Raw genomic sequence first — 23,017 nt, 5'->3', positions numbered from 1 at the left:
TGCCGCGTGCGGCGGCGGGCAGAAGCGTCCGCCCGGCCGGGATACGGCGACGGCCGCGGGGCGGGACACCCCGCGGCCGTCGTGTGCGTACGGCTCGCCCGGCAGGGGGCGTAGGGCACCCCGGGGCCAGGGCGTACGGCCCCTAGGACCAGGTCGCCACGACGTAGCCGACCCCGTACGGCGCCTCCTCGCGCAGGAGTTCGCCGTGCAGCCCCGCGCCCTGGGCCGCGCCCGCCAGGACCTGCCAGCAGGCGCGTCCGGACGCCTGGAGATCGAAGGCGAGCTCTTCGTCGAGCGCGGTCAGTGCCGCCGTGTCGGCGGCGCCCAGGGCGCGGGCCGCCGCCGCGTCGAACCCCTCGGCCCGCTCGTCGAAGTACCCCGGGGCCTTCACCGTGCGGCGGGCGCTGCCGTCGCCCATCACCAGGAGGGCGACGCGGGGTGCGGAGGCGGCGATCTCGCGGCCCAGCGGCAGGCAGCGGTCGCGGGTGAGCGGTTCTCCTATGCCCAGGCCTTCGACGGGGGCGTCGGCCCAGTCGGCGCGGGAGAGCAGCCAGGCGCCGACCGACAGCGACGGCGGCAGTTCCCGCTCAACGGCGCCCTCCGCCGCACCCAGCGGCACCTCCAGGTCCACCCCGAAGCCGCGGAACGAGCCGATGGCGCCCTGCGGGTGCGGGCCCCGCCCCTCCTGTTCCGCCGGGCCGAGGACGACCAGCCGGTCGGGCCGGGCGGCGGCCAGCACACCGACCGCGTCGAGGCAGGCAGCCCGCAGCGCGTCCAGCTCGGGCGCGGCGCCGGCGGCGACCTCCGGGACGAGGAGCGGCGGGCAGGGGCAGATGGCGGCGGCTACGAGCATGCCACGCAGCGTAACGCCCCTGGTGCGGGGCGCCGCGGCGCGGCCACCGTTTCGGCTTCGGCCGGGCCGCCCGGTGGGCGCCGCTCAGTCGCAGCCGCAGCCCGCCGCCGGGGCCGGGGCGGACGCCGGGGCGCCGATCGTGGGCAGGCCGAGGAGGACGCCCTTGGGCTTTTCGGCCGGGGCGGTGTTGCGCTTCTCCCAGGCGTCGCCGGCCCGGGTGCGCCGGACCGCCCGGACCGGGCCTTCGGCAAGGAGGTGGTGCGGGGCGGCGTAGGTGATGTCGACGGTCACCATGTCGCCGGGGCGGACCGGTTCGCCGGGGCGGGTGAAGTGCACGAGGCGGTTGTCGGCGGCACGGCCGGACAGCCGGTGTGTGGCGTCGTCCTTACGGCCCTCGCCCTCGGCGACCATCACCTCCAGGGTGCGGCCGACCTGCTTCTTGTTCTCCTCCCAGGAGATCTCCTCCTGGAGGGCGGCCAGCCGCTCGTAGCGCTCCTGGACGACCGCCTTGGGAATCTGGCCCTCCATCTCGGCGGCCGGGGTCCCGGGGCGCTTGGAGTACTGGAAGGTGAAGGCCTGCGCGAAGCGGGACTCGCGGACCGTGTGCAGGGTCTGCTCGAAGTCCTCCTCGGTCTCGCCCGGGAAGCCGACGATGATGTCCGTGGTGATGGCGGCGTCCGGCATCGCGGCGCGGACCTTCTCGATGATGCCGAGGTAGCGCTCCTGGCGGTAGGAGCGGCGCATGGCCTTCAGGACCTGGTCGGAGCCGGACTGCAGCGGCATGTGCAGCTGCGGCATGACGTTGGGCGTCTCGGCCATGGCGGCGATGACGTCGTCCGTGAAGTCACGGGGGTGCGGCGAGGTGAACCGGACCCGCTCCAGGCCCTCGATCTTTCCGCAGGCCCGCAGCAGCTTGCTGAACGCCTCGCGGTCACCGATGTCGGAGCCATAGGCATTGACGTTCTGGCCGAGCAGGGTGATCTCGCTGACGCCCTCGGCCACCAGGGCCTCGACCTCGGCGAGGATGTCGCCCGGCCGGCGGTCCTTCTCCTTGCCGCGCAGCGCGGGCACGATACAGAAGGTGCAGGTGTTGTTACAGCCGACGGAGATCGAAACCCAGGCCGCGTACGCACTCTCGCGTCGCGTGGGCAGCGTCGAGGGGAACGCCTCCAGCGACTCGGCGATCTCGACCTGCGCCTCCTCCTGGATGCGGGCGCGCTCCAGCAGGACCGGCAGCTGCCCGATGTTGTGCGTCCCGAAGACCACGTCGACCCAGGGGGCCCTCTTGACGATGGTGTCGCGGTCCTTCTGGGCCAGGCAGCCGCCGACGGCGATCTGCATCCCGGGCCGGGCGGCCTTCTTGGGGGCGAGCTGGCCGAGGTTGCCGTAGAGCCGGTTGTCGGCGTTCTCGCGCACCGCGCAGGTGTTGAAAACCACCACATCGGCGCCGTCGGCATCCTTGGGCGCCCGGACGTATCCGGCGCCCTCCAGGAGGCCCGACAACCGCTCGGAGTCATGGACGTTCATCTGGCACCCGTAGGTGCGCACCTCGTAAGTTCCCTTGACGTCCACTGCCTGACTCCGGTCGCTGCTGCTCATGCGACAAGGGTAGGCGGTTCCTCGGACATCCCCCGACCCGGCGGCCGCCCCGGGCGCACCAGGCGCACCGGGCCGGTCGCCGTGGCTTTCCCGCCTCGTGGGCGGACCGTGTCGTCCTGCTCACCGCCGAAGCCGCCTCAAGCGGCGGCGAAACGGCCGCTCGCCTCCCCCCGGAGCCGGCCGGCCGGCAGCTTGCGGCCGAACGTGACCAGCGCCAGGTCCTGGGCGGTGCCGTACAGGGGTGTGCCCGTGCCGAAGGACCAGTCGAGGTCGTCGGCGTGCAGGGCGATGCCGGTGAGGTCGGCGCCGAAGAACTTGGCGGAGCGGGGGCGGACCGTGTCCAGGACGGTGCGCAGGCGGTCTTCGGGGACGCGGCGGTCGAGGTCCAGGGCGACCGCGATGTCCAGGCCGTGGATCACATCGTGGCCGAGCGCCGACGCGAGCCCGCCGACCGGCGGTGTCCAGGGGTGGTCGGCGTTGTCGCGGAGGAAGGCGGCCAGCTCCCGTGGCGAGGAGGCGGCCGCGTCCGCGCGGGCGCAGCGGTCGGTCATCCGGTTCAGATTGCCGCGCGCCTTGAGGAGTTCGCGCGCCTGCCGGCCGAACGAGTAGCGGAAGCCCATCGACATATGGGCCGCGACCTCCCTCACCCGCCACCCCGTACACAGGGTGGGTGCGTCCCAGGCGCCGGCCGGCAGCGCGTCCAGCATGTCCGCCAGTTCCCGGCGTTCGGCCGCGATCGCCGCTTTCATGTCCATGAGTGATCCCCTCCCCGGGCCGTTGATCAAGACCGTTGATCAAGGCCGTTGATCAAGCCGTGTCTCCAGGCTGTCGGGAGGGGCGGCATAAGTCCAAGAGAGGGTTTTTCTCGCCGCTAGCATCAGGAGTTATGGAACTCCGCCAGCTGCAGTACTTCATCGCCGTGGTGGAGGAGGCCAACTTCACCCGCGCCGCCGCCCGTCTGCACCTGGCGCAGCCGGGGGTGAGTGCGCAGATCCGGCAGCTGGAGCGGGAGCTCGGGCAGCCTCTGCTGGACCGGTCCGGCGGGTCGGTCACGCTGACGGAGGTGGGTGAGGCCGTACTGCCGTACGCGCGGGCGGCGCTCGCCGCGGTCGAGGGGGTGCGGGAGACGGTGGACGAGTTCACCGGGCTGCTCCGCGGCCGGGTCACGATCGGCGTGGTCTCCGGGGCGGCCGCCGACACCTTCGATGTGGCCTGTCTGCTGGCCGATTTCCACGACGCCCATCCCGAGGTCGAGATGGCTCTCACCGAGGACAACTCCGAGCGGATGCTGGCGGCGCTGCGCGGCGGTGAGCTCGATATCGCGGTGATCGGGCTGCCGGACGACCCGCCGCCGGGTATCTCGGCCCAGGTGGTGCTCGATGTCCCCCTGGTCGCCGCCGTCGCGCCGGGCGACCCGCTGCTCGCCCACGCGGGCCGGAAGGGCGTCCCGGCGGCCGCGCTCCGCGACCGCCCGTTGATCAGCCTGCCGTGCGGCACCGGTCTGCGCGCGGTGCTCGAGACCTTCTGCGCGGCGGCGGGATTCCGGCCCCGTATCGCCTTCGAGGCGGCCTCACCGCACCTGCTGGCGCAGCTCGCCGCCCGGGGCCTGGGGGTGGCCGTGGTGCCCGACCTGCCGGCCGACGCCGCGCGGGCGTACGGACTGCGGACGCTGCCGCTCACCGGACACCCGCCGCCACGTGGCCGGATCGCGCTGGTCTGGCGGACGGACGGGCCCGCCGGCCCGGCGGCCAGGGCCTTGCTGGGCCTGCTGCGCACAGCCCTCCAATAGCACGGTTGGGTATCCGCCCTCCCCTTGAGGCTCCGCGGCTGGCAGGATCCCGCCCATGGTCACTGCACTCCCCCGAATAAGCGGCCGCCGGGCTCTCCAGGTGACGATCGCGGCATTGGTCGCGCTCGCGCTGGCGACGTGGTGGCTGCTGTCGATGGGGGGCGAGCGTGCACCGGGCGGCCGGGTGACGCTGGCCACCGGGGTCCCGACGGGGGTGTACGAGCGCTACGGGGAGCTGCTCAAGCAGGATCTGGCGCACGACATGCCGGAGGTGGACCTGCGGCTGTCGCGCAGCGAGGGATCGATAGACAATCTGCGCCAACTGGTCAGCGGGCGCGCGGAGTTCACCATCGCGACGGCGGACGCGGTGTCGACGTACCAGGCCCGGCGCGAGCCGGGGGCGGACCGCTTGCGGGCCTGCGCGCGGCTGTACGACGACTACATGCAGCTGGTGGTGCCGAAGAAGTCCGCCGTCCGCTCGGCCGGCGGGCTGCGGCGGCTGCGGGTCGGGGTCGGGGCGGACGGCTCCGGCGTACAGCTGATCACCCGGCGGCTGCTGAAGGCGGCGGGGCTGGACTTCGACAAGGACATCACGCCGGTACGGGTGGGCATCGACCGGATGCCCCGGCTGCTGGAGCGGGGAGAGCTGGACGCCTTCTTCTGGTCGGGCGGGCTGCCGACCACCGCGGTGCAGCATCTGGCGCAGCGGTTCCCCATACGGCTGGTGCCGCTCGGGGATCTGAGCAAGGCGCTGCATGCGCAGGGCGAGCCCACCCGCTATTACCGGGCGGCGGTGATGCCCGCCGATGCGTATCCCAAGGTGCAGGACGGGCGGGCGGTCAAAACGATCGCGGTGGCGAATCTGCTGGTGACGACGGACCGGGAGGATGCCGCGATGACCTTCGGCATGACCCGGACCGTCATCAACAGCCGGGACTGGATCGGGCGCCAGGTGCATGCCGCACAGCGGGTGGACCTGCGGACGGCGGTGTTCACCGATCCGCTGGCCCTGCATCAGGGCGCCCGGCGCTATTACGTGTCGGTCAAGCCCTAGGGGCCTGGGTGGAGGGACGCCGGGCCGGACGGGCGCGCCGGGGGCGCCGGCGCCGGTTGGCGCCACCGCCGCCGCTGCCGGGGGCGGCGCCCGCGGGTGCCGGGGCGGGCGTGGCGATCACGACCGGGACGCCGGTGGGGGTCTGGGCGCCGGTGATCCGTGCCAGCTCGGCGTCGCCGGGGCGGACCTTGGCGGCGTTCGGGGTGATCTTCGCCTGGCGCATCAGCCGGGTCATATCGCGGCGCTGGCCGGGCGTGACCAGGGTGACGACGGTGCCGGACTCGCCGGCGCGGGCGGTACGGCCGCCGCGGTGCAGGTAGTCCTTGGCCTCGGTCGGCGGGTCGACGTTGACGACGAGGTCGAGGCCGTCGATGTGGATGCCGCGGGCGGCGACATTGGTGGCGATCAGGGCCGAGGCGTGGCCGGTGCGGAACTGCTCCAGGGTGCGGGTGCGCTGCGGCTGGGACTTGCCGCCGTGCAGCGCCGCGGCGCGCACGCCCTGGGCGAGCAGGTGCTTGGTGAGCCGGTCGGCGCCGCGCTTGGTGTCCACGAACATGATCACGCGGCCGTCACGGGCGGCGATCTCGGTGGTGGCGGCGCGCTTGTCCACGTCGTCCACGTACAGGACGTGGTGGTCCATGGTGGTGACGGTCGCGGCCGAGGGGTCCACGGAGTGGGTGACCGGGTCGGTCAGGAAGCGGCGGACCAGCTTGTCGACATTGCGGTCGAGGGTGGCGGAGAACAGCATCCGCTGGCCGTTCGGGTCGACCTTCTCCATCAGCCGGGTGACCTGCGGCAGAAAGCCCATGTCGGTCATCTGGTCGGCCTCGTCGAGGACGGTGATGGTGACGTCGTCGAGGGCGCAGGCGCGGCGGTCGAGCAGGTCGGCGAGCCGGCCCGGGGTGGCCACGAGCACCTCGGTGCCCCGGCGCAGCGTGTCCACCTGGCGGTTGATGGAGGTGCCGCCGACGACGGTGGCGGTGCGCAGGCCCAGCGCCGTGGCGTACGGCGCGAGCGCGTCGGTGACCTGCCCGGCGAGTTCGCGGGTGGGGACGAGCACCAGTGCCAGCGGGCGCTTGCTCGCCGCGCGCCGGCCCGCCGTACGGCTGAGCAGGGCGAGCCCGAAGGCGAGGGTCTTGCCGGAGCCGGTGCGGCCGCGGCCGAGGACATCGCGGCCGGCGAGGGTCGCGGGCAGGGTGGCGGCCTGGATGGGGAACGGCTTGCTGACACCTTGCGCACGCAGCGCGGTGAGGAGGGCCGGGGCCAGCGGCAGCTCGTCGAAGGAGCCGGCGGGCGTGGAGGAGGACGTCTCGGTGGACGGCTTCGGGTCGGCGCTCGGTCGCGGTGCGGTCGCTCGTGTCACGAAAGGCCCTTCAGGGGGAGGGGGTGGAGGTGCCCGTAAGGGAAGAGGGGTGGCTCCCGTACGGAAAAACGGGACGGGGCCCGCACCGGGGTGACCGGTGCGGGCCCTATCCACGACGCAGGTGCGTCAGGCGGGGACGATGTTCTCCGCCTGCGGGCCCTTGGGGCCCTGGGTCACGTCGAAGGTGACCTTCTGGCCCTCGAGGAGCTCACGGAAGCCCTGGGACTGGATGTTCGAGTAGTGGGCGAAGACGTCGGGGCCGCCGCCGTCCTGCTCGATGAAGCCGAAGCCCTTTTCCGAGTTGAACCACTTCACGGTGCCGGAAGCCATGTTTTTCTCCTTCATGGGGCAAACCGGAGACCACACTGCGCGGCCTCCCTGTCGCCGAGATGATCGCCCCACACCGGAACAGGTCCGGAAAACAATGAACGCCCGGGGCTTCCAGCCTCCGGGCGCGCACAAAGTTCATGGGTACCACAACTGCAACGTCGTCAAGACTAGCACAGCCGTACGGCGCGCCCGGTCACGGACCGGTACGCGGCACGGTGACGGTGACCTTCAGGCCGTGCGGGGAGTGCGGGGCGTAGGCGATGGCGGCGCCGCCCGCGGCGAGCAGCGCGCGGCTGATCGACAGGCCCAGGCCGGAACCGGAGACGTTCTGGTGGCGGCTGCTGCGCCAGAAGCGGTCACCGATGCGGTCGAGCTCGTCGCCGGTCAGGCCGGGGCCGCGGTCGGTGACGGTGATCCGTACCCACTCGCCGTCCGCCGCGACGGCCACGGTGACCGGCTCGTCGGGCGGGGTGAACTTCAGGGCGTTGTCGACGACGGCGTCCAGGGCGCTGGAGAGCGCCACGGGGTCGGCCCAGCCGGTGACCGCGCTGTGGCCCTCGTAGGTGAGGCGGACGCCCTTGCCGTCGGCCATCGGGCGCCAGGAGTCGACGCGCTCGGCGGCCAGGGCGGCGATGTCGGTGAGCTGAAGGTCGGCGGCGGCGTGTTCGGCCAGGGCCATGTCCAGGAGGTCGTCCAGGACGCGGGCCAGCCGCTTGCCCTCGGTGCGGACCGAGGCGACCTCCTCGTTGCCGTCGGGGAGCTCGAGGGCCAGCAGCTCGATGCGCAGCAGCAGGGCGGCGAGGGGGTTGCGCAGCTGGTGGGAGGCGTCGGCGACAAAGGCGCGCTGCTGCTCCAGGACGTCCTCGACATGGTCGGCCATCTCGTTGAACGAGCGGGCCAGTCTGCGCAGTTCCGGCGGTCCGGCGGTGGCGGCGACGCGGGCCTTCATCCGGCCGGTGGCGATGTCGTGGCTGGCCGTGTCCAGCACCCGTACCGGCCGCAGCACCCAGCCGGTGAGGCGGACGGCGGCGGCGACGGCGACGAGCATGGCCGCGCATTCGCCGGCCGCGATCAGCAGCCACCACTGCACGACGCGCGCCCGCAGCTGCCCGGTGGGCGAGTCGGTGACGACCACGGCGACCACATCGCCGTCACGGATGACGGGCGAGGCCACCGGGATGCGGCCGGTGCCGTCCCAGGGCCAGATCTGGTGCGGGTCATGGCTGCGGCGGCCGGCCAGCGCCTCGCTGAAGGCCTGCGCGCCCTCGCCGTCCCTGGGCACCGGCAGGTTCCTGGGGGCGGCGGCCATCGGGGTGTGGTCGCGGTAGAAGACGCCGGCCCGGATGCCGTAGAGGTCGTAGTAGCGGGCCAGTTCGGTGCTCAGGGTGACGCGCCGCTCGTCCTCGTCGGGGCTCTTGGTGTCGGCTCCGGCATCGGGGCGGGCGGTGACGAACTGGGCGAGCGAGGCGAACCGCGCGGCGTCGTCGATCCGGTCGACGACCAGCTTCTGCTGTTCCACGCCCGCGGTGATCACGGCAAGCGGGACGCCGAGGGCGAGCAGCACCCCGGCCATGAGGACGATGAGGAGCGGGAGGAGTCGGGTGCGCACGTGCCGGGCGGCCTTCAGGACGCCGGGGAGGCGGGGGTTCCGGCGGCAGGGGTTCCGGCGGCGGGGACGACGAGGCGGTACCCCACGCCCCGTACGGTCTCGATCAGCGCGGGCATCCGGAGCTTGGCGCGCAGCGAGGCGATGTGCACCTCCAGGGTGCGGCCGGTCCCCTCCCAACTCGTCCGCCACACCTCGCTGATGATCTGCTCCCGGCGGAAGACGACCCCGGGGCGCTGGGCGAGCAGCGCCAGCAGATCGAACTCCTTGCGGGTCAGCGGCACCGCGGTGCCGTGCACCGACACCTGGCGGGTGGGAAGTTCGACGGTGACCGCGCCGAGGCGCAGCGCCTCCTCCTGGGCGGTCTCCTCAGCCGGCTGCTCGCCGCCACTGGTGGCGTTGCGCCGGCTCACCGCGTGGATACGGGCGAGCAGTTCGCCGGTGTCGTAGGGCTTGACCACATAGTCGTCCGCGCCGAGGTTGAGGCCGTGGATGCGCGAGCGGACATCGGAGCGCGCGGTGACCATGATCACCGGGGTGGCGCTGATCTTGCGGATCCGGCCGCACACCTCGAAGCCGTCCTGGTCGGGCAGGCCCAGGTCGAGCAGGACCACCGCGAACGGCTCCGCGTCATCGGGCAGCAGGGCCTGCAGCGCCTCCTCGCCGCTGCGGGCGTGCCGGACCGTGAGGCCGTGCCTGGCCAGCACCGCGGACAGGGCCGCCGCGACATGGTCGTCGTCCTCGACGAGCAGCAGTCTCATCCGGCCCTCCTTCTTCTTCGGTGCGTGCGGTCGGTGCGTGCGGTCGATGCCTGTGGCCGGACGGGTACGTGCGTACCGGCCACAGGGCATCTACGGCGATAGGGGGTGCGCGCGTCAAGAGGCGGCCGCCGGTGCGCCACCATCCGTTACCCAGCCGGTACGACCGGACGCCGCGCCTCCGCCACGTCCCGTTCACATGGAGTGTCCCAACGCGGCCGGATCGTTATGCTCAATTCTCCCTCAGATGTAATGACGCTGGTCGCAGGCCGTCATTAGGGTCCTCCACAACCGAGGAGGACGGAGCTGTACGCCGATGAGCGAAGTATCGGTGACCAAGAACGCCGAGGAGCCCGCGCCGACGGGTGACCCGCTGGTCGTGCTGGACAACGTCAACAAGCACTTCGGCGCGCTGCACGTGCTCCAGGACATCGACCTGACGATTCACCGGGGCGAGGTCGTCGTGGTGATCGGGCCCTCCGGGTCCGGCAAGTCGACGCTCTGCCGCACCATCAACCGCCTGGAGACGGTCGACACCGGCGGCATCACCATCGACGGCAAGCCGTTGCCGCAGGAGGGGCGGGAGCTGGCCCGGCTGCGTGCCGACGTCGGCATGGTCTTCCAGTCCTTCAACCTCTTCGCGCACAAGACGGTGCTCGAGAACGTGATGCTGGGGCAGATCAAGGTCCGCAGGAAGCACCGGAATGCCGCCGCCGAGAAGGCGCGCGAACTGCTCGACCGGGTCGGCGTCGGCACCCAGGCGGACAAGTACCCCGCGCAGCTGTCGGGCGGTCAGCAGCAGCGCGTGGCGATCGCCCGTGCGCTGGCGATGGACCCGAAGGTGATGCTGTTCGACGAGCCCACCTCCGCGCTGGACCCGGAGATGATCAACGAGGTGCTGGAAGTCATGCAGCAGCTCGCCCGGGACGGCATGACGATGATCGTGGTCACGCATGAGATGGGCTTCGCGCGCTCCGCGGCGAACCGCGTGGTCTTCATGGCGGACGGCCGCATCATCGAAGAGGCCGAGCCGAACCAGTTCTTCAACAACCCGCGCAGTGACCGCGCCAAGGACTTCCTGTCGAAGATCCTCCACCACTGAGGCCGCAGTTGAGCCACCATGATTGCCAACACTTGTTGAACCAAAGGATGTTGACCATGAGGATTCGTAAGACTGCTGCGGCCGGTGCGGTGGTGCTCGCGCTGGCGGCCACGGCGACCGCATGCGGCGGCGATTCGGGCTCGGCGGGCGACAAGCCGGCCGGCGGCGACGTCTACAGCCACGACTACACGCCTGCCAAGAACGTGAAGATCGACTCGGCGACGCTGAAGAAGGCGCAGAAGCGCGGCAAGCTGGTCATTGGTGTCAAGGCCGACCAGCCGTTCCTCGGCTACCAGGACCCCTCGACGAAGAAGTACTCCGGTTTCGATATCGAGATCGCCAAGATGATCGCGGCCGACCTGGGCTTCTCCACGAAGCAGATCTCCTTCCAGACGGTCAACTCCAACGTCCGTGAGACCAAGATCTCGAACCACGACGTCGACTACTTCGTCGGTACGTACACGATCAACAACGAGCGCAAGAAGCAGGTCGGCTTCGCGGGCCCGTACTACACGGCCGGCGCGGACCTGCTGGTGCGCAAGGACGACAAGTCCATCACCGGCCCGGACAGCCTCAAGGGCAAGAACGTCTGCTCGATCACCGGCTCGACTCCGCTGCAGGAGATCAAGAAGGCGAAGTACGGCGCGCACACCATCGAGGGCCAAACCTACTCGGACTGTGTGAAGCAGGTGCTCGACGGCTCCGCCAACGCGGTCACCACCGACGACGCGATCCTCAAGGGCTATGCCGCCCAGCGTCCCGACAAGCTCCGTGTGGTGGACAAGCCGTTCACCAAGGAGCCCTACGGCGTCGGCATGGACAAGAACGACAAGGCCCTGCGCCTTGCGATCACCGAGGCGCTGGAAAACCACATGAAGAACGGCGACTACGAGAAGGCGTACCGAGGCACGCTCGGCAAGTCGGGCTCGAAGTACGTCGCGCCGCTGATGCCGCTGCCGCGCTACTGAGGCGCTCGCGCGCTCTCCCGGCTGCGCCGCCCCGTACGCCCGCCGCGGCGGGTGTGCGGGGCGCGCCGTCTTCCGGCCACCGCGTGCCGCCCCGTCCCTTCCCGCCGTCGACCTGACCGCTCCGCGGAGACCCCATGAACGTACTCCTCGATCATCTGCCCGCGTTCCGTGACGGGTTCCTCGGAACCCTGGCGATCACCGCCGCCAGCTCGGTGATCGCCCTGGTACTCGGCGTTGTCATAGCCGGTTTCCGGGTCTCCCCGATCCCGCCGCTGCGCGCGTTCGGGACGGCCTGGGTCACGCTGCTGCGCAACACCCCGCTGACCCTGCTCTTCCTGGTGGCGACCTTCGTCGTACCGCAGATCCTCTTCCAGGGGGCCAGCCCGTTCGTGCTGGCCATGCTGGCGCTGGGCTTCTACACCTCGTCGTTCGTCTGCGAGGCCGTCCGGTCCGGCATCTCCACCGTGCCGATCGGCCAGGCCGAGGCCGCGCGCAGCATCGGCATGTCGTTCTCCCAGACTCTGCGCCTGATAGTGCTTCCGCAGGCCACGCGCACCGTGCTGCCGCCGCTGAGCAGCATCTTCATCGCGCTGACGAAGAACTCCGCGATCGCGGGCGCGTTCAGCGTCACCGAGATGTTCGGCTTCTCCAAGCTGCTCAGCGACAAGGGCTACCCGATCGGCTGGATCTTCCTGTGGGTCGCGCTCGCCTACCTCGTCATCACCTTCACCATCAGCGGTTTCTTCCGGCTGGTGGAGCGCCGGATGGGAGTCGTGCGATGAGCGGACACGGCAGGCGGAAGGACACGGCGTGGGTGCCACGCACGGGCGGGGCGGAACGAAGCGAGGTTAGGGCATGAGTGGTGCCAGCGTTCTCTATGACGTACCAGGGCCGAAGGCGAAGGCACGCAACCGCATCTACAGCGTCGTCGGAGCGCTCGCGGTACTGGCCCTGATCGGCTACGTGGGGCTGCGGCTGTACCAAACGGGCCAGTTCGAGCCCGCGAAGTGGAACATCTTCAACAACGCGGGCGTACGCGCCAGCATCCGCGACGGCATCCTGACCACCCTGCAGGTGTTCGCGGTCGCGGCGGTGCTCTCCCTGGCCCTGGGCGTGCTGCTCGCCGTGGCGCGGCTGTCGGACCACAAGCCCGTCCGCTGGGTGGCAACCGGGTTCATCGAGCTGTTCCGGGCCATCCCGCTGCTGATCACGATCTATGTGATCTGGGTCGTCATGCTCATCAACCGGGACACGCTCGGCCTGTCCGGCAACCAGCCGCAGTTCTGGGCGCTGGTGCTCGGGCTGACGGTCTACAACGGTTCGGTGCAGGCCGAGGTGCTGCGGGCCGGCATCAACGCCGTACCGAAGGGGCAGCGCGAGGCCGCCTACGCGCTGGGGCTGCGCAAGACACAGGTCATGACGACGGTGCTGCTTCCGCAGGCCGTCCGGGCGATGCTGCCGACGATCATCAGCCAGCTGGTGGTCACCCTGAAGGACACCTCTCTCGGCTACATCATCACGTTCGAGGAACTCCTCTACTCGGGGCGCCTGATGGCCAGCAACATCATCGTGGGCGGCGACGACGTCTACGTTCCGGTCATCATCGTCATCGGCGCGATCTACATCGCGATGTGTCTGGCGCTGTCCGCGCTCGCCAACTGGATCGAGCGGCGCGGCCGCCGGGCCAAGACCGGCATCGGCGTGGTCGAGACGGGCGACGTGGGAACGGCCGCCGCGGTGGCGACCGTGGTGGGCCTCGACGGGGCGGCCGACACGTCGAACTGACGGCGGAACGGAACCTGACGCCACGACAGGCGGTCCGTGGACGGTACGGAGGCGGCGGCGCGCGAGCCGCCGCCTCCGTCACTTGACGCGAGCCGTCGCAATGGGTTGCATACGCTGTGTGATCACGCACCGGGCTCCCACTGCCAGTTCTGTCAGTTCTCCCACGTTCCGTCAGCACCGCGAGGCCCAGGGAGCCACGCCGTGGACCCGGTGATCGTCGTCGGGGCCGGCCCGGTCGGTCTCTGCCTCGCCCTCTCGCTCACCCGCCGTGGCGTGCCCGTCATCGTCCTGGACGAGACCGCCGGCCAGGACGACACCCGCCCCGCCCGCACCGCCGTGCTCCGCCAGGACACCGCCGCGTTCGTCGGCCGGCTCGGCTGCGCCGACACCCTGGAGAGCGCGGGCACCCGGTGGACGGCCTGGCGCACGGTACGCCGCCGGCGGCTGCTCGAGCGGGTCGCCTTCGCCTCCCGGATCCCGGACGATGCCGCCCCCGCCGCCCCCGCCTCCCCGGTACACCTCCCCCAGCACTCCCTGACCCGCGCGCTGCGCGCCGCGCTCGGCCAGGAGAAGCTCGCCCAGATCGTCACCGGCAGCCGGCTGGCCGAGCTGGAGCAGGACGAGCACGGCGTCAGCGCGCACACCCGCGGCCCCAACAGCACGTGGTGGCGCGGGAGTTACCTGGTCGGCTGTGACGGACCGCGGTCGACCGTCCGCAAGCTGCTGGGGATCCGCTTCCCGGGCCGCACCGCCGTCGAACGGCATGCGGTCGCCGCGCTGCGTACCGAGCTGCCCTGGCCCGGCGAGGCGCTGCTGCACCGTTCGCCGGCCCGGCACGGCGGCGGCCCCGGCGGCCCCGCCCTCGAAGTATCGGCCCGGCCGCTGCCCGACGGCGTCTGGCGGCTGGACTGGCTGTTGCCGCCGGGCCGCGAGCTGGTCACCCCGGATGTCCTGGTGGCCCGGATCCGCGACTCCCTGGCGGGGTGGGCGGTGGAGCCGGGGGCCGAGAGCGGCGAGCACCCGCGCGGGCGCGGCCCCGCCCGGGAGGTCCCCCCGTACGAACTCCTCGACACCGGCGTGCACACCGTCCACCACCGGCTGGCCCGGACCTGGCGGCAGGGCCGGGCGTTCCTCGCCGGGGACGCCGCGCATCTGCTGGGCGCGCTCGGCACCCAGGGCCTGGACGAGGGGCTGCGGGACGCCGAGAACCTCGCCTGGAAGCTGGGCCTGGCCTGGCATCAAGGCGCCTGCGAGACGCTGCTGGAGAGCTATCAGGCCGAGCGCCGGGGCGCGGTGGCGGCCCGGCTGCGCGCCGCGGACCAGGCACTGCCGCTGCTGCGGGACGGCGGCGCGGTGCGCTGGCGGACCGTACTGCCGGGCGCGGCGCGCGGGCAGAGTGCGCTCCTGACGGACGGCCATCTGGGCCGCGGCCCGCTGGGCGCACCGCCCGCCTATCCCCGTTCCCCGCTCGCACCGGCCGGGGGGCAGGCGGGTGCCACGGAGGTGGACACCCCTGCCGGGTCGCCGGCCTGCGACGTACCGGTGACGGCCGGCGACGGCTCGGTGGTCCGGCTGCGGGACCGTCTGGGGCGCGGCCTCCTGGTGGTGCTGGTGGCGCCCGGCACCGGTGTCTGGGACCGGCGGCACTGGCAGTCGGCGGGCCTGATGCCGCAGCTGACCGGCGCGGTCGAGGCGCTGCCGATGCCCGCCGAGATCCTGGTCACCGAGGCCTATCCGGGCGCCGCCGCGCACACCGTCCTGGTGGTCCGGCCCGATGGCCACCTGGTCACGGCGCTGTCCGGCGTCCGCCCGGCCGAGCTGTCCGCGTGCGCGACCGCGGTACGGGGCGGCGGGGCGTACGGGCACCAGGACGAGGGTTTCGGTGCCGGTGACGGCGAGGACACGCGGTCCGGCCCGCCCGCTCCCGCTGTTGACCCTGTGGGAGCGCCCATGCTTCACTCCGAAGGTGACTGATCACGGCTCGCGATTCTGGCGGAGGGTCCATCTGGACCTGGTCCGCTATGCGGGCTGCATGTGTCGTCCGTCCGTTTGATCCGCATCCCCTTCCCCGCGCGGCCCCGCGCTTCCCTCCGGTGGCCGCGCCTCTTTCGCGATCACTCAGGACGGTTCCCGTGCCCGATGTACGTACCCCTGCGCGCCCGCACAGCAGCGGCGAGGGCGCAGACCAGGACCGCGGCCCCAGCGCCTCGGACCTCCTCGAATTCGCCCGCCGCAGCGCCGCGGACACCGCACTCATCGCCTCGCTCCCGCTCGACCCCGAAGGCCGCACCTGGATCCGGCTGGACGGGCCGGGCGGCAGCGAGGCCTGGCTGATCGGCTGGCCGCCCGGAACCGGCACCGGCTGGCACGACCACGGCGGCTCGCGGGGCGCCTTCGCGGCGGCCTCGGGCGAGCTGACGGAACAGTCGCTCGCCGCCCAGCTGCCCACCGAGGGCTGGAAGACCCTGGAACTCGCCGATGGCGTGGACCGCGAACGGCGGCTCAGCGACGGCCGCGGCCGGGCGTTCGGACCGCACCATGTCCACCAGGTGCTCAATCTGTCCGAGGACACCCACGCGGTCTCGGTGCACGCCTACTACCCGCCGCTCCCCCTGATCCGGCGCTACAGCCGCACCGGTCCGGTACTGCGGCTCGAAGAGGTCGAGCGTCCGGAGGAGTGGCAGTGAGCGAGCACAGCATGGGGGTCCCCCGGTCGGAGACCGGGGGAGTGTCGGCATGAGCGCCGTCGACGAACTGCTCGCGCGGGCCCGCGGCGAGCTGCGGCGGGTGGATCCGCAGGAGGCCGCCGCGGTCCAGGAGGCGGGCGGGTTGCTGGTGGACATCCGGTACGCGGCGCTGCGGGAGCGCGACGGCACCATCCCCGGCGCGCTGATCGTGGAACGCAACGAGCTCGAATGGCGCCTTGATCCCACGGGCGACCACCGCGCCCCCGAGGCCACCCGTCACGACCTGCCCGTCGTGGTGATCTGCAACGAGGGCTATGCGTCCAGCCTCGCGGCGGTGTCCCTGCGCCACCTGGGTCTGCGCCATGCGACCGACCTGGCCGGGGGCTTCCAGGCATGGCGGGCGGCGGGGTTGCCGGTCCGGGGATGAGCCCACCGGCAGGCGGGCCTCAGATATCCGGCAGATGCCGCTCCAGCAGCTCCGGGTCCTCGCCCTCCTCCTCCAGGGCCCGGCGGACCACCCGGAGGGCGAGGCCTTCCGGGTATCCCTTGCGGGCCAGCATTCCGGCCAGGCGGCGCAGGCGCTTGTCACGGTCGAGGCCTCTGGTCGCCCGGAGTTTGCGGTCGACCAGCTCCCGGGCGGTGGACTCCTCCTGTTCGGCGTCGAGACGGCCGACGGCCTCATCGATCAGGGCGGAGTCCACCCCCTTGGTGCGCAGCTCGCGAGCCAGGGCGCGGCGCGCCAGGCCGCGGCCGTGGTGGCGGGAGTCCACCCACGCGTCGGCGAAGGCGGCGTCGTCGATCAGGCCGACGTCCTCGAAGCGGGAGAGCACCTCCTCCGCGGCTTCCTCGGGGATGCCCCGCTGACGCAGGGCGTCCCCGAGCTGCTTGCGGGTACGCGGGCTCCCGGTGAGCAGGCGCAGACAGATCGCCCGTGCCTGCTCCTCAGGCGTACGCGGTGGTTCCGTCCCGGCCCTCGACGAGGCGGAACCACCGCTGTCCATACGGCCCTTGGGGCCCTTACGGCCCGTGCGGCCCATGCCGCCGTGACGGGTCTCGGCGTCGCCCGCAGCGCTGGGGGTGTCGTCCTCGCTGCCCGGCCATTCCGTTCGCCGTGTCATGGCGGTTAGCTCTTGGCCGTGGCGGCCTTGGCGCCCTTGGCACTCTTTGTCGCGGCCGCCGGAGCCGGGGCGGCTGCGTCGGCCGCGGCACCCGCGGCGTCCGCGCCGGGCTCCGCGACGGGCTCCTGCGGCTTCACGCCGATGCCGAGCTTCTCCTTGATCTTCTTTTCGATCTCGTTGGCGAGATCCGGGTTGTCCTTGAGGAAGTTACGGGCGTTCTCCTTGCCCTGCCCGAGCTGGTCGCCCTCGTAGGTGTACCAAGCCCCGGACTTCCGGATGAAGCCGTGCTCCACACCCATGTCGATCAGGCCGCCCTCGCGGCTGATGCCCTGGCCGTAGAGGATGTCGAACTCGGCCTGCTTGAAGGGCGGCGCGACCTTGTTCTTGACGACCTTGACGCGGGTGCGGTTGCCGACCGCATCGGTGCCGTCCTTGAGGGTCTCGATACGGCGGATGTCCAGGCGCACCGAGGCGTAGAACTTCAGCGCGCGGCCACCGGTCGTGGTCTCCGGCGAACCGAACATCACGCCGATCTTCTCGCGGAGCTGGTTGATGAAGATCGCGGTGGTCTTGGACTGGTTGAGCGCGCTGGTGATCTTGCGCAGGGCCTGGCTCATCAGCCGGGCCTGGAGGCCGACGTGGGAGTCACCCATCTCACCCTCGATCTCGGCCCGCGGCACCAGGGCGGCGACCGAGTCGATCACGATGAGGTCGAGCGCGCCGGAGCGGACCAGCATGTCCACGATTTCCAGCGCCTGCTCGCCGTTGTCCGGCTGGGAGAGGATCAGGGCGTCGGTGTCCACGCCGAGCTTCTTGGCGTACTCGGGGTCGAGCGCGTGCTCGGCGTCGATGAACGCGACGGCGCCGCCGGCCTTCTGGGCGTTCGCGACGGCGTGCAGGGTCAGGGTCGTCTTACCGGAGGACTCCGGGCCGTAGACCTCGACCACGCGGCCGCGCGGGATGCCGCCGACGCCGAGCGCGACGTCGAGCGCGGTCGAGCCGGTGGGGATGACCTCGATGGGTTCGTTCGGGCGCTCCCCCATGCGCATCACGGCGCCCTTGCCGAATTGCCGTTCAATCTGTGCGAGCGCGGCGTCCAGCGCCTTCTCGCGGTCAGTGCCTGCCATGGGTTCCACCCGATTTGCTTGAGTCGATCGCTTCACGTCCATGACGCTAACGCCTGCCACTGACAATGCGCCCGGACCCGGCTCCGGCCTGTGGATAACTCCGCGGAAAGCCGCCAGAACACAGGCCGGGACCCCCATAAGAATGGATGTTCGATTTTGGTGTCAAGCGTGCCACTCAGCACCCGTTCCGTCACGGCTCAGCCCTCGGCCGCCACGCCCCGCTCGCCGGCCGGGTCCTGCCCGCCCGGGCCGTCCTGGCCCTCCACGTCCGCCTCACGGTCCTTGAGCGGGGCCGACGGCTGGTCGTCGTGGAGCGTGCGGCGGATGCGGGCGAGGGCCCTGGCGCCGCGTGTTCGGCGGCCCCTGCCGTGGACGCGGAGGTCGTCGGTGACCTCGTAGCGCTTGACGTACGCGCCGAGGAACGCCTGCAGCGTCGCGGTCGCCGGAATGGCGATCAGAGCGCCGACCGCGCCCATCAGGGCCGTGCCCGCGACGACCGAGCCGAAGGCGACGGCCGGGTGGATGTCCACCGTCTTGGCCGTGATCCGGGGCTGGAGGAGGTAGTTCTCGAACTGCTGGTAGACCACGACGAAGCCGAACACCCACACCGCGTACCAGGGGTCGACCGTGAACGCGATCAGGATGGGCAGGGCGCCCGCCAGGTAGGTGCCGATGGTCGGTATGAACTGCGAGACCAGACCGACCCACATGCCCAGCGCCGGGGCGTAGGGCACGCCCAGGATCTCCAGCAGGACGTAGTGCGCGATACCGGAGATCAGCGCCATCAGTCCGCGCGAATAGAGATAGCCGCCGGTCTTGGCGACCGCGATCTCCCAGGCCCGCAGCACCTCCGTCTGGCGCCGCGGCGGCAGGACGGAGCACAGTGCACGGCGCAGCCGGGGGCCGTCGGCGGCGAAGTAGAAGGAGAACAGCGCCACGGACAGGAGATTGAACAGGCTGCCCAGCACCGTGGCGGAGACGGCGAGGACGTTGTTGGCGCTGTCCTGGACGTACTTCTGCAGCCAGTCGGACCGGAGCAGGTTGTTCTGCACCTCGACCCGCGAGAGGTGGGTGTGGAAGGTGCTGTTCGACCAGCTGATGACGGAGTCCAGATACTGCGGGAACTCCTCCACCATCTTGGCGATCTGGCCGGCGAGCATCGAGCCGAGCAGCGCGAAGAACCCAGCCGCGGCGACGAGAATGCCGAGGAAGACCGCTCCGGTGGCCACTCCGCGGCGCACCCCGCGAGCCGCCATCCAGTCGACGGCCGGCTCGACGGCCAGCGCGAGGAAGAACGCGATCAGAATGTTCAGCAGCAGCGTGATCAGCTGGTGGAATCCCCAGGTGGCGAGCTGGAAGCAGGCCACCAGGGCGAGCGCCAGCACCATGGCGCGCGGCAGCCAGCGCGGCATCCGCGCATCGGGCCGGTCGTCGGGTCGTGGGGCGTCGTTGCTGGTGATCTCATCTGTCGCGGGCACTCAGCCAGTGTCGCGTACGGCGCCGACATTCCCGGCCGCGCCCCGGAAATCCCCAGGCCGTGACCGGCGGCCGGGCCCCGGGCACCGCTGCGGGGCTCACTGCTTGTCGTACGGGACGTCCATCGTCGTGCAGACCACCCGCCACACCTCTTTGGCGCTCCACCCCGCGTCCAGCGCCCCATGGACGGTCCGGCCGCCGAGGCCGGACATCACATGATCGCGCGCGAAGGAGTCGGCGTATGCCACCCCGAAATGATCTGCCATCCGCTGCCAGAAGACCGTCAACCGCATGCCTTCAGTATCCCGCCCTGGGAGGGCACCCGGGCACGAGCCGGTGCCGCCAAGCGTTTTCGGCCCTACGGTCGTGGCATGGCCGAAAACGTGAGCCCACCATCGACCCCTCTGGCGCGCGCCGAGCGCTTCATCTGGCTGACCGCCCGGGTGCTGGAGCAGCGGCTCTTCGAGTACCACTTCCTCGGCGGCGGGGCCGACCCGGTGCAGACCGCGCTCGCCGCGTACCGCAATGACGACGACGGCTACGGGCACGCGCTGGAGCCCGATCTGCGGGGCCCGGTCAGCCAGCCGCTGCACACCGCGCACGCCCTGAAGGTCCTGCACCGCATCGGGCGCTGCGACGGCCGCCAGGTGGAGCGGATCTGCCGCTATCTGACGCGGATCTCGACCCCGGAGGGCGCGCTGCCCGCGCTGCACCCGTCGCTGCGCGGCTATCCGGCGGCGCCCTGGATCCCGGTGGTCGACGATCCGCCGAGCGCCCTGCTGTCCACCGGCCCGGTGGTGGGCGTGCTGCACCGCAACGAGGTGTGGCACGCCTGGCTGTTCCGGGCCACGGACTACTGCTGGGCGGCGGTGGAGTCCCTGGAGGAGACCCATCCGTACGAGGTCGAGGCGGCGCTGGCCTTCCTGGACGGCGCCCCGGACCGTCCCCGGGCGGCCGCGGCGGCGCAGCGGCTGGGCAAGCTCGTACGGGATCAGGGGCTGGTGCTGCTGGATCCCCGGCGGGCGGCGGAGGTCCCGGTGGCGCCGGGGTACGCCCCCGGGGAGCACCACCTGGCATACGACTTCGCGGCGGCGCCCGACTCACTGGCCCGCCAGTGGTTCAGCGACGCGGAGATGGACCGGGCGCTGGACCACCTCGCCTCGCTCCAGGGGGAGGACGGCGGCTGGCCGGTCAACTGGCGGGTGTGGGCGCCGGGGACGGCCCTGGAATGCCGGCCGATGGTGACGCTGGAGGCGCTGCTGACCCTGCGGGCATACGGGCGCGCCATCGGCTGAACCGGGCGCGCCCGCGCCGGGCCTGCCCGGGACGGTCACCCGCCCAGGGCCCGCACCCCGGCGGCGACGGCCACCGCGACTCCGACGACCAGCAGGAACGGTGCCCGCAGGACGAGCGCGACGGCCGCGACGGCCACGCCCGCGGCCTTGGCGTCCAGGATCAGGTGCCGGCCGTCGCTGAAGGTCTGCTGGGCGGTGAGCGCGGCGAGCAGGGCCACCGGGAGCAGCGCGGCCAGCCGTTTGACGAGCGGGCGCTCGAGGATGCCGGCGGGAGCCAGCAGGCCGAGGTACTTGACCAGGTAGCAGCCGACGGCGGTGACGCCGATCGCGATCCAGACGGTCATGACCGGTCCTCCTGGGGGTCGGCGTGGGGTGCGGTCCCGGTGGCGCGCTCGCGCCGCCCCTGGACGAACAGGACGGCGGGGGCGGCGAGCGCCGACAGCAGCACCGGTATGCCGGCGGGCAGCACCGGCAGCGTCACCAGAACCAGCACCACCGCGAGGCCCGCGGCGACCCGTTCGACGGTGGTCTTGAGCATCGGGGCCAGCAGCGCGAGGAAGACCGCGGGACCGGCCGCGTCCAGGCCCCAGGTCTCGGTGTCGCCGAGCACCTCGGCCCCCAGGGCGCCGCCGAGGGTGGTGAGGTTCCACAGGACGTACAGGCTCAGCCCGGTGACGGTGAAGCCGAGGCGGGCGCTGCGCCGGTCGGGCTGGGCCACGGTGACGGCGGTGGTCTCGTCGATGATCCAGTGGGCGGCGAGCGGCTTGACGGAGGCCCGGTAGCCCAGGAGGGCGGACAGCCGCAGCCCGTAGAAGGCGTTGCGGGTACTCAGGAAGAACGCTCCGGCGGCCGCGGTGAGCGGGTTGCCGCCCGCCGCGAGCGCGCCCACGAGGGCGAACTGCGAGGCCCCGGTGAACACCAGGAGGCTGAGCGCGCAGGTCTGCAGGACGCCGAGCCCGGCGCCGGCCGAGGTCACGCCGAAGGCGAAGCCGGAGAGGCCGACGGCGATGCCGACGCCCAGCGCGTCCCGGATGACGGCGGAGTCGGGTTTCGCGGCTTCCGCCGGCCCGTCGGGCACGGCCCGCTCCGTGATGGGTATCTGTGTCTGTTCTGGCACACCCCCGACGTTAGGAGGCGGCGTCCCCGGTGGTCTTGTACGTTATTGCGCCGCCCACCCGGGCCGCGCGCTCGCGGCGGTACGCGCCCGGCGGCACCCCGACGATGCGGGTGAAGTGCCGGTTCAGATGCGGCTGGTCGGTGAACCCGACGGCGACGGCGGTCTCCGCGGGCGCGCTGCCGCCTTCCAGGAGGCGGCGGGCGCGGCGTATCCGGGCGTCGGTGAGCCAGGTGTGCGGCGGCATCCCGTACGCGTCCTTGAAGGCCCGCAGCAGCGCGAACGGACTTGTCCCCAGTTCCTGGGCGAGCTTCTCCAGGGAGGGCGGGTCGGCCATCCGCTCGTCCAGGAGGGCCCTGGCGCGGGCGGCGGTGCGGGCGCCCGCCGTACGGGGTGTCCGGGCCGGGAGCGGCCCGCCGTAGCGCCGCAGGAGCCGGGCCACGGCCATCCGCAGCAGAGTGTCGGCAGCGAGGGCGTTACCGGCCTCGGCGGCGCGGTGGACCTCGGTGATCATGCGGCCGAGGTACGGGTCCTCGGTGACGGTCTCGGCGAAGCCCGCGGTGCCGCGCAAGGCCGTGGTCTCCCCGGCTATTTCTGCGACGAGTCCGGCCGACGGGTAGAGCGTGGCGTAGGCCCATCCCTCGGGTGCACCGGCCCGCGCGGTATGCGCGACCTCCGGGTTGATCATGACGACCCCGCCGAGTCCGGCGCGGACGAGGCCCTGCGAGAGGCCGACCTCCTCGATGCCGTCGGTGACCGCGCAGACGACGTACCCGTCGTGGGCATGACGGGGGAAGGAGTGCCGGACGTAACGGGCGCGCAGCAGGTCGAGGCCGGGCAGCTCGGCGTAGCGCCAGTGGCGGGCCCATTCTCCGCGGGCCCGCGGCGCGATGTCCGGGCCGGTCGCGCCGCCGGCGGCCGGACCGTCCGTGCCGTCCCCGCTTCCCGTGATCACGCTGTCAATTCTGCGCCCGTCGGGCGGCCGCCGGACGG

25 protein-coding genes are annotated in these 23,017 nt (G+C 72.0%); 11 read left to right on the top strand and 14 right to left on the bottom strand.

Annotated features, from left to right (window positions below; translation table 11 throughout):
* Positions 1 to 142 precede the first annotated feature (142 nt).
* The 3 genes from ACZ4S3_RS33615 to ACZ4S3_RS33605 form a co-directional block, all read right to left on the bottom strand.
* Complete coding sequence (locus ACZ4S3_RS33615; RefSeq protein ID WP_467941291.1) at positions 143 to 853, bottom strand: class III extradiol dioxygenase subunit B-like domain-containing protein; 711 nt, start codon at positions 851 to 853, stop codon at positions 143 to 145.
* A gap of 84 nt (positions 854 to 937) precedes the next feature.
* A complete protein-coding gene (miaB, locus tag ACZ4S3_RS33610; protein WP_467941288.1) occupies positions 938 to 2,452 on the bottom strand; it encodes a tRNA (N6-isopentenyl adenosine(37)-C2)-methylthiotransferase MiaB in 1,515 nt (504 codons plus the stop codon).
* A 137-nt stretch (positions 2,453 to 2,589) separates the two neighbouring features.
* A complete protein-coding gene (locus ACZ4S3_RS33605; RefSeq protein WP_467941284.1) occupies positions 2,590 to 3,207 on the bottom strand; it encodes a maleylpyruvate isomerase family mycothiol-dependent enzyme in 618 nt (205 codons plus the stop codon).
* Between the two features lie 131 nt (positions 3,208 to 3,338).
* On the opposite strand from ACZ4S3_RS33605, the gene ACZ4S3_RS33600 reads away from it, so the two are divergent.
* Positions 3,339 to 4,241, top strand: a complete 903-nt coding sequence (locus tag ACZ4S3_RS33600; RefSeq protein WP_467941280.1) for a LysR family transcriptional regulator — start codon at positions 3,339 to 3,341, stop codon at positions 4,239 to 4,241.
* Positions 4,242 to 4,296: 55 nt separating this feature from the next.
* Positions 4,297 to 5,295 carry a TAXI family TRAP transporter solute-binding subunit gene (locus ACZ4S3_RS33595; protein WP_467941277.1) on the top strand — a complete coding sequence of 333 codons (999 nt, stop codon included), beginning with the start codon at positions 4,297 to 4,299 and terminating at the stop codon, positions 5,293 to 5,295.
* Here ACZ4S3_RS33595 and ACZ4S3_RS33590 read toward each other — a convergent pair.
* The 4 genes from ACZ4S3_RS33590 to ACZ4S3_RS33575 all read right to left on the bottom strand — a co-directional run bounded on the left by ACZ4S3_RS33590 (position 5,285) and on the right by ACZ4S3_RS33575 (position 9,355).
* Positions 5,285 to 6,772, bottom strand: a complete 1,488-nt coding sequence (locus ACZ4S3_RS33590) for a DEAD/DEAH box helicase (protein ID WP_467941274.1) — start codon at positions 6,770 to 6,772, stop codon at positions 5,285 to 5,287. The two genes, ACZ4S3_RS33595 and ACZ4S3_RS33590, sit on opposite strands and share 11 nt — an antisense overlap.
* A 12-nt stretch (positions 6,773 to 6,784) precedes the next feature.
* Positions 6,785 to 6,988, bottom strand: coding sequence for a cold-shock protein (locus ACZ4S3_RS33585; protein ID WP_128509838.1), 204 nt, complete (start codon positions 6,986 to 6,988; stop codon positions 6,785 to 6,787).
* Between the two features lie 193 nt (positions 6,989 to 7,181).
* Entirely contained in the window at positions 7,182 to 8,597 is a 1,416-nt protein-coding gene (locus ACZ4S3_RS33580) for a sensor histidine kinase (protein WP_467941271.1), read from the bottom strand.
* 14 nt (positions 8,598 to 8,611) lie between these two features.
* The gene (locus ACZ4S3_RS33575; RefSeq protein WP_467941269.1) at positions 8,612 to 9,355 is read right to left on the bottom strand and encodes a response regulator transcription factor; all 744 of its coding nucleotides are present in this window, start codon (positions 9,353 to 9,355) and stop codon (positions 8,612 to 8,614) included.
* A gap of 313 nt (positions 9,356 to 9,668) precedes the next feature.
* On the opposite strand from ACZ4S3_RS33575, the gene ACZ4S3_RS33570 reads away from it, so the two are divergent.
* The 8 genes from ACZ4S3_RS33570 to ACZ4S3_RS33535 all read left to right on the top strand — a co-directional run bounded on the left by ACZ4S3_RS33570 (position 9,669) and on the right by ACZ4S3_RS33535 (position 16,321).
* On the top strand, positions 9,669 to 10,454 hold the full coding sequence (locus ACZ4S3_RS33570) for an amino acid ABC transporter ATP-binding protein (protein ID WP_467941267.1): 786 nt from the start codon (positions 9,669 to 9,671) through the stop codon (positions 10,452 to 10,454).
* 56 nt (positions 10,455 to 10,510) lie between these two features.
* Complete coding sequence (locus ACZ4S3_RS33565; protein WP_467941265.1) at positions 10,511 to 11,422, top strand: glutamate ABC transporter substrate-binding protein; 912 nt, start codon at positions 10,511 to 10,513, stop codon at positions 11,420 to 11,422.
* A 134-nt stretch (positions 11,423 to 11,556) separates the two neighbouring features.
* Positions 11,557 to 12,204, top strand: coding sequence for an amino acid ABC transporter permease (locus ACZ4S3_RS33560; RefSeq protein ID WP_467941262.1), 648 nt, complete (start codon positions 11,557 to 11,559; stop codon positions 12,202 to 12,204).
* A 73-nt stretch (positions 12,205 to 12,277) separates the two neighbouring features.
* Positions 12,278 to 13,207, top strand: coding sequence for an amino acid ABC transporter permease (locus ACZ4S3_RS33555; RefSeq protein WP_467941258.1), 930 nt, complete (start codon positions 12,278 to 12,280; stop codon positions 13,205 to 13,207).
* A gap of 201 nt (positions 13,208 to 13,408) precedes the next feature.
* Entirely contained in the window at positions 13,409 to 15,181 is a 1,773-nt protein-coding gene (locus tag ACZ4S3_RS33550) for an FAD-dependent monooxygenase (RefSeq protein WP_467941254.1), read from the top strand.
* Positions 15,174 to 15,260: a putative leader peptide gene (locus ACZ4S3_RS33545; protein WP_342671165.1), complete on the top strand. Its 87-nt coding sequence runs from the start codon at positions 15,174 to 15,176 to the stop codon at positions 15,258 to 15,260. Before ACZ4S3_RS33550 ends, ACZ4S3_RS33545 begins: the two co-directional genes overlap by 8 nt.
* Positions 15,261 to 15,339: 79 nt before the next feature.
* The gene (locus tag ACZ4S3_RS33540) at positions 15,340 to 15,894 is read left to right on the top strand and encodes a cupin domain-containing protein (RefSeq protein WP_467941252.1); all 555 of its coding nucleotides are present in this window, start codon (positions 15,340 to 15,342) and stop codon (positions 15,892 to 15,894) included.
* Between the two features lie 49 nt (positions 15,895 to 15,943).
* On the top strand, positions 15,944 to 16,321 hold the full coding sequence (locus ACZ4S3_RS33535) for a rhodanese-like domain-containing protein (RefSeq protein WP_467941251.1): 378 nt from the start codon (positions 15,944 to 15,946) through the stop codon (positions 16,319 to 16,321).
* A gap of 19 nt (positions 16,322 to 16,340) precedes the next feature.
* Here ACZ4S3_RS33535 and recX read toward each other — a convergent pair whose 3' ends face one another.
* From recX to ACZ4S3_RS33515, 4 genes are all read right to left on the bottom strand, one after another.
* The gene (recX, locus tag ACZ4S3_RS33530; RefSeq protein ID WP_467941246.1) at positions 16,341 to 17,012 is read right to left on the bottom strand and encodes a recombination regulator RecX; all 672 of its coding nucleotides are present in this window, start codon (positions 17,010 to 17,012) and stop codon (positions 16,341 to 16,343) included.
* Positions 17,013 to 17,017: 5 nt separating this feature from the next.
* On the bottom strand, positions 17,018 to 18,139 hold the full coding sequence (recA, locus tag ACZ4S3_RS33525) for a recombinase RecA (protein ID WP_467941242.1): 1,122 nt from the start codon (positions 18,137 to 18,139) through the stop codon (positions 17,018 to 17,020).
* A 197-nt stretch (positions 18,140 to 18,336) separates the two neighbouring features.
* Positions 18,337 to 19,617, bottom strand: a complete 1,281-nt coding sequence (locus ACZ4S3_RS33520; RefSeq protein WP_467941239.1) for an AI-2E family transporter — start codon at positions 19,615 to 19,617, stop codon at positions 18,337 to 18,339.
* Positions 19,618 to 19,713: 96 nt separating this feature from the next.
* On the bottom strand, positions 19,714 to 19,908 hold the full coding sequence (locus ACZ4S3_RS33515; RefSeq protein ID WP_467941236.1) for a DUF3046 domain-containing protein: 195 nt from the start codon (positions 19,906 to 19,908) through the stop codon (positions 19,714 to 19,716).
* 78 nt (positions 19,909 to 19,986) lie between these two features.
* Between ACZ4S3_RS33515 and ACZ4S3_RS33510 the strand changes: the two genes are divergently transcribed.
* Positions 19,987 to 20,910, top strand: a complete 924-nt coding sequence (locus ACZ4S3_RS33510; protein WP_467941233.1) for a hypothetical protein — start codon at positions 19,987 to 19,989, stop codon at positions 20,908 to 20,910.
* Between the two features lie 35 nt (positions 20,911 to 20,945).
* Here the strand turns inward: ACZ4S3_RS33510 and ACZ4S3_RS33505 are convergent, their stop codons facing one another.
* The 3 genes from ACZ4S3_RS33505 to ACZ4S3_RS33495 are packed head-to-tail and all read right to left on the bottom strand — an operon-like array spanning position 20,946 to position 22,976.
* Entirely contained in the window at positions 20,946 to 21,254 is a 309-nt protein-coding gene (locus ACZ4S3_RS33505; protein WP_467941229.1) for an AzlD domain-containing protein, read from the bottom strand.
* The gene (locus tag ACZ4S3_RS33500) at positions 21,251 to 22,027 is read right to left on the bottom strand and encodes an AzlC family ABC transporter permease (RefSeq protein ID WP_467941225.1); all 777 of its coding nucleotides are present in this window, start codon (positions 22,025 to 22,027) and stop codon (positions 21,251 to 21,253) included. Before ACZ4S3_RS33500 ends, ACZ4S3_RS33505 begins: the two co-directional genes overlap by 4 nt.
* A gap of 10 nt (positions 22,028 to 22,037) precedes the next feature.
* The gene (locus ACZ4S3_RS33495) at positions 22,038 to 22,976 is read right to left on the bottom strand and encodes an AraC family transcriptional regulator (protein WP_467941553.1); all 939 of its coding nucleotides are present in this window, start codon (positions 22,974 to 22,976) and stop codon (positions 22,038 to 22,040) included.
* Positions 22,977 to 23,017 lie beyond the last annotated feature (41 nt).

Source organism: Streptomyces sp. NPDC028368 (genome assembly GCF_055565615.1).
This window is presented reverse-complemented; position numbering and strand designations above follow the sequence as displayed.